The following is a 5,622-nucleotide window of genomic DNA, read 5'->3' on the forward strand; positions in this document are numbered from 1 at the left end:
CCCGCCCGTCGCGCGCGAGCCGCGCCGCCCGCCCGTCGCCGACCTCCTCCTGCGCGCTCGCGACGAGCTGCTGGCCGCGCTCGCGCCGCCGGCATGCGCCGCCTGCCGCACGCCGCTCACCGCCGCCCATGCCGTCATCTGCGACGCCTGCCGCGCGCAGCTGCCGTGGCTCCCGCGCGAGCGCTGCCCGCGCTGCGCGCTGCCGCGACCGTGCGGCGAGCGCTGTCCCGCGCACGACGCCGCCTTCGCCGCGGCGTGGGCGCCGCTGGCGCACGACGGGCCCGCACGCGCGCTCGTCGCGGCGCTGAAGTTCCGCGGCGCGCTGCCGCTCGCCGAGCTGATGGCCGCGCAGATCGCGGCCGGCGCGCCGGCCGAGCTGCTGCGCGAGGTCGCGCTCGTGCCGGTGCCGCTGCATCCGGCGCGCCATCGCCGTCGTGGCTTCGACCAGGCGGCGCGCATCGCGGAGGCGCTCGCGCGGCGGCTCGCGCTCCCCGTCGCGTCGTGCCTGCGGCGCGCGGGACCCGCGACGCGGCAGCTCGGCGCATCCCGCGCGACCCGGCTGGCCGCCGGCCGGCTGACGCTGCGGGTCGCCGGGCCGGTCCCGCCGCGCGTGCTGCTGGTCGACGACGTGCACACGACCGGCGCGACCTTCGAGGCCTGCGCGCGGGCGCTGCGCGCGGCCGGGGCGGAGCACGTCGCGGCGGTCGCCTACGCGCGCACGCTGGCGCGCTGACACTCACCGGCTCGAACGTTCGTGGGCACGTTCGGGATCCGTGTTCTGAGGGGACTACGATGGTGGTACACCCGAGCCCACCCATAGAAGGGGGAGCCCATGCGCATCGAGGTCAAGGGACGCAACACGTCCGTCACCCAGGCCCAGCGGGATCAGATCGAGCGACGCTTTCGCAAGATCTCGCGCCAGGTGTCGGAGCTCGCGCAGCTCGAGGTCGAGCTGATCGAGGCGCGCAACCCGTCGATCGCGCAGTCGCAGGTCGCCGAGGCGACCCTGTACCTCAAGGGCGTGACGCTGCGCGCCCGCGCCGAGGCCGAGGACATGGGCCACGCCATCAACGTCTGCGAGGAGCAGATGGCGAAACAGGTCAAGCGCCACCGCGACAAGCGGCGCAAGCGCAGGGAGACGCGCGCCGCTCAGGCCGCCGCGTACGGCGCTCAGGCGCAGGCGTAGGCGACGGGTTCTGCTGGCGTCGCGGCGTTCGGTCGCGACGCCTGCCGGATCTTCGGATTCCTGACGGTTCGGACCATCACATCAGGGTTGCATCCGGCCCCTGCGCCGATGCTACGCTAGCCCCATGTCGTTGATTGATCGCGCACTTCGCATGGGCGAAGCGAAGAAGTTCAAGGGCTACGAACAGCGCGTGGCCAAGATCAACGCGCTCGAGCCCGAATACGAGGCGATGTCGGACGAGGAGCTGCGCGAAGCCGCCGACGAGCTGCGCGAGCGCGCTCGCGGCGAGGATCCGGAGCCGCTCGAAGACCTCCTCTACGACTGCTTCGCGATGGTGCGCGAGGCCGGCCGCCGCACGATGGGCATGCGTCACTTCGACGTGCAGTTGATCGGCGGCATGGTCCTGCACGACGGCAACATCGCCGAGATGCGCACGGGCGAGGGCAAGACGCTCACCGGCACGCTGCCCGCGATCCTCAACTCGCTCGCCGGCAAGGGCGTCCACGTCGTGACGGTCAACGACTACCTCGCGCGCCGCGACTGCGAGTGGATGTCGCCGATCTATGACGCGCTCGGCGTCACCTACGGCGTCCTCCAGAACATGCAGCCGGCCGAGGAGAAGCGCGCCGCCTACGCCGCCGACCTCACCTACGGCACCAACTCGGAGTTCGGCTTCGACTACCTGCGCGACAACATGGCCGGCTCGCTGGAGGACAAGGTCCAGCACGGCGGCCGCGACCTCGGCGAGGTCCGCACGGCGAAGGACCGCCTCGAGCGCCGCTCGGCGGCTCACACCTTCGCGATCGTCGACGAGGTCGACAACATCCTGATCGACGAGGCGCGCACGCCGCTGATCATCTCCGGCGCGCCCGAGGAGGCCGGCGAGCTGTACGCCAGATTCGCCCGTCTGGCGCCGATGCTGACCCCCGGCAGAAGACCGGAGGGGATGGATCCGAAGACGAAGAAGGAGTTCGTCGCGGACTACGACTTCGAGTTCGACGAGAAGCACAGAACGGTCGCGATCACCGAGCGCGGCGTCGAGAAGGCCGAGCGCTTCCTCGGCATAGACCATCTCTACCGCGCCGAGAACGGCCATCTCGTCAACCACCTGATCCAGTCGCTGCGGGCGCAGGCGCTCTACAGACGCGACGTCGACTACGCCGTGATCGACGGCGAGGTCGCGATCATCGACGAGTTCACCGGCCGCATCCTCGAAGGCCGTCGCTGGTCGGAGGGGCTGCACCAGGCGATCGAGGCGAAGGAGGGGGTGAACGTCACCGAGGAGAACCAGACGATGGCCACGGTGACGTACCAGAACTACTTCCGCCTCTACGACAAGCTCTCGGGCATGACCGGCACCGGCATCACCGAGGCGACCGAGTTCATGAAGATCTACAGACTCGGCGTCGTGCAGATCCCGACCAACCGCCCGATGATCCGCAAGGATCAGAACGACCAGGTCTTCAAGACCAAAGAGGGCAAGTGGCAGGCGGTCGTCGACGAGATCGTCGAGCGCAACGCGAGAGGCCAGCCGATCCTCGTCGGCACGATCTCCGTCGAGGTCTCCGAGGACCTCGGCGCGCGCCTCGCCAAGCGCGGTGTGCCGCACATCGTCCTGAACGCGAAGCCCGAGCACGCCGAGAAGGAAGGCGAGACGGTCGCCGAGGCCGGCCGCTCCGGCGCCGTCACGATCGCGACCAACATGGCCGGTCGCGGCGTCGACATCAAGCTCGGCGGCAACCCCGAGCACCTCGCCGCGCGCGAGCTGGTCAAGCTCGGCCTGACGCCTGAGGACCCCGACTACGACGAGCACTACGCGAAGGTGCTGCCGGAGATCGAGCGGCGCGTCGACGAGGACAGGGAGAAGGTCCTCGAGGCCGGTGGTCTCTACATCATCGGCACCGAGCGTCACGAGTCGCGCCGGATCGACAACCAGCTGCGCGGCCGCTCCGGCCGTCAGGGCGACCCGGGCGAGACGCGCTTCTACCTCTCCGCTGAGGATGACCTCGTGCGCCTCTTCGCCGGCGAGCGGATCTACAAGATCCTCGACCGCTTCGGCACGACCGACGACGAGGGCAAGGAAGAGCCGATCGAGGCCGGCCTGCTCTCGAAGCAGATCGAGAAGGCGCAGAAGAAGGTCGAGGAGCAGAACTTCCTCATCCGCAAGCGCGTGCTCGACTACGACGACGTCATGAACGAGCAGCGCCGGATCGTCTACGCCTACCGTGACGAGGTCCTCGAGGGCCGCGACATGGGCGACGAGGCGCGCGACCAGATCAACCAGATGCTGGAGCGCACGATCGACGAGTCGTGCCCCGGCGACTACATCGAGGACTGGGACGTCGAGGGCCTGTTCGCGAGAGTGGCGGAGATATTCCCGCTCAGCTTCTCGCAGGACGACCTCAACCCCGACTCGATCGAGCGCGGCGAGCTGCACCGTCTCTTCACCGAAGAGGCGACAGCGCGCTACGACGAGCGCGAGAGAGAGCTCGGCGACGAGCTGATGCGCGTGCTGGAGCGCTACCTGCTGCTGCAGATCATCGATCAGCGCTGGCAGGAGCACCTCTACGACATGGACTACCTGCGCGAGGGCATCCACCTGCGCGGGTTCGCCCAGATCGAGCCGCTCGTCGCGTACAAGAACGAGGGCTTCACGCTCTTCCAGGACCTGATGAACACGATCTGGGCCGACTTCGCCCGGATGGTCTTCAACGTCGAGGTCCAGATCGACACCGGCGAGGAAGAGCCGCCTGCGCCGCAGGACGTCATCCCGCAGTCGACCACCAGCAACAGCTCGTGGACGAGCGGCGGCTTCACCTACTCAGGCTCGGCCAGCTCGACGATGGCGCCGTACTCGGCGATGACGACCGACCCCGACGCCGCGGCGCTCGCGATCGGCGCCGACCAGCCGGAGGCCGAGGAGGACGACGGCAGCCCGCGGATAGAGCAGCGCAGAGTCGACGCGATCGACCAGATCGGCCGCAACGACCCCTGCTGGTGCGGCTCGGGCAAGAAGTTCAAGAAGTGCCACGGGACCTGAGCCCCGTGCGGTGTGGCGCGTAGCCGCCCGCCAAAACCTCACGAAGGTTGACCGGCCCTGTGCAGTTGCACGGGGCCGTTCGTCTTTTTGCGTGACCTTTTGGTCCGCGGGCACTCTTCCTGTCCGAGGGCGCCGAAGCACGGCGTCACCGACGACGGACCAAGGAGGACATCCACGATGGACATCCGACGCAGCACGCGCATCGCCACGCTGGTCGTGGCACTGCTGGCGCTCGCCTGCGCCAGCTTCAGCGCGACCGCGACGGCGCACCGCGGCTCCGACGACGACAGCGCGAAGGCCGGCCGCACGGTCGTGCTCGGCACGGTCGCGACCGTCGACGCGAGCGCGAGAACGTTCACGCTGACCGTCAAGGGCCACAAGTGGCATCGCGGCGGCAAGCACCATCGCTTCGCCCGCGCTGCCCACCGCGGCGACGGCAAGCGCCTGCGCGGCGGACAGACCCGCACCGTGACCGTCCGCGCCAACGAGCTGGCGCTCCCCGCCGTCGGCCAGAAGCTGCTCGTGAAGGGCACGACGCTCGAGGACGGCACCGTCAGCGCGACCGAGCTGAAGCAGTTCTCCGGCGAGGGCAAGGGCGACTGCAACGGCCGCGACCACGACGATGACGACGACCGTCGCGGTGACGACGACTGACCTGCGGCGCGCGGCGCGGAGCGGCGGGGGTCGCCCCGCTCCGCGCGCCGCAACTGCGTCGCTGAGCGCCGCCTCGCGATGAGGCCCGCGCTCACCGACGCGCTGCTCAGCACCCAGACCGACGAGCGCCTGGTCGCGCTGACGCGCGCCGGGCACGAACGCGCCTTCGCCGCGATTGTCGAGCGCTACCGGCGTCCGTTGATCGGATTCGCCCGCCGGATCGCGCCCGACAGTCGCGCGGAGGACGTCGTCCAGCAGGCGCTGACGAGCGCGTGGGCGGCGCTGGCCGCCGGTGCCGAGGTCGCGCACCTGCGCGGCTGGCTGCACCAGATCGTGCGTCATGAGGCGATTCGCATCGCCAAGCAGGAGGGACAGGCGATCGCCGACCCGCTCGCTTCCGGCGTCGCCGGCAGCACGCGCGACGCGGCCGACACCGCCGCGGAGCGCGAGCGGGTGCGCGACGCGCTCGCCGGGATCGCCGAGCTGCCGCCGAGACAGCGCGAGGCGCTCGTGCAGACTACGCTCGCCGGCCGCAGCCGCACGGAGGTCGCTGCCGCGCTGGGGCTCAGCGAGGGGGCGGTGCGGCAGCTGCTGCACCGTGCGCGCACGGCGCTGCGCACCGCCGCGACCGCGCTGACGCCGCTGCCTGTCGCGAGCTGGGCGGCCTCGCTCGGCGGCCCCGGCAGCGCCGGGGTCGCGGAGGTCGGTGCCGGCGGCGGCAGCGCGACGCTCGCCGGCGTCT

General features: G+C 70.8%; 5 protein-coding genes. All 5 read left to right on the forward strand.

The window, feature by feature from the left end; all coding sequences use genetic code 11:
• Positions 1 to 733 (forward strand): ComF family protein (locus R7226_RS30770; RefSeq protein WP_318601363.1); only part of this gene is annotated, 733 nt, incomplete at its 5' end.
• A 99-nt stretch (positions 734 to 832) separates the two neighbouring features.
• Entirely contained in the window at positions 833 to 1,186 is a 354-nt protein-coding gene (gene hpf / locus R7226_RS30775) for a ribosome hibernation-promoting factor, HPF/YfiA family (protein WP_318601364.1), read from the forward strand.
• Between the two features lie 124 nt (positions 1,187 to 1,310).
• Positions 1,311 to 4,226 carry a preprotein translocase subunit SecA gene (gene secA / locus R7226_RS30780; RefSeq protein ID WP_318601366.1) on the forward strand — a complete coding sequence of 972 codons (2,916 nt, stop codon included), beginning with the start codon at positions 1,311 to 1,313 and terminating at the stop codon, positions 4,224 to 4,226.
• 177 nt (positions 4,227 to 4,403) lie between these two features.
• Entirely contained in the window at positions 4,404 to 4,880 is a 477-nt protein-coding gene (locus tag R7226_RS30785) for a hypothetical protein (protein WP_318601368.1), read from the forward strand.
• A 78-nt stretch (positions 4,881 to 4,958) separates the two neighbouring features.
• Positions 4,959 to 5,622 (forward strand): RNA polymerase sigma factor (locus R7226_RS30790; protein WP_318601369.1); only part of this gene is annotated, 664 nt, incomplete at its 3' end.

This window comes from Conexibacter stalactiti (assembly GCF_033542075.1).
GTDB classification, from domain to species: Bacteria; Actinomycetota; Thermoleophilia; order Solirubrobacterales; family Solirubrobacteraceae; genus Conexibacter; species Conexibacter stalactiti.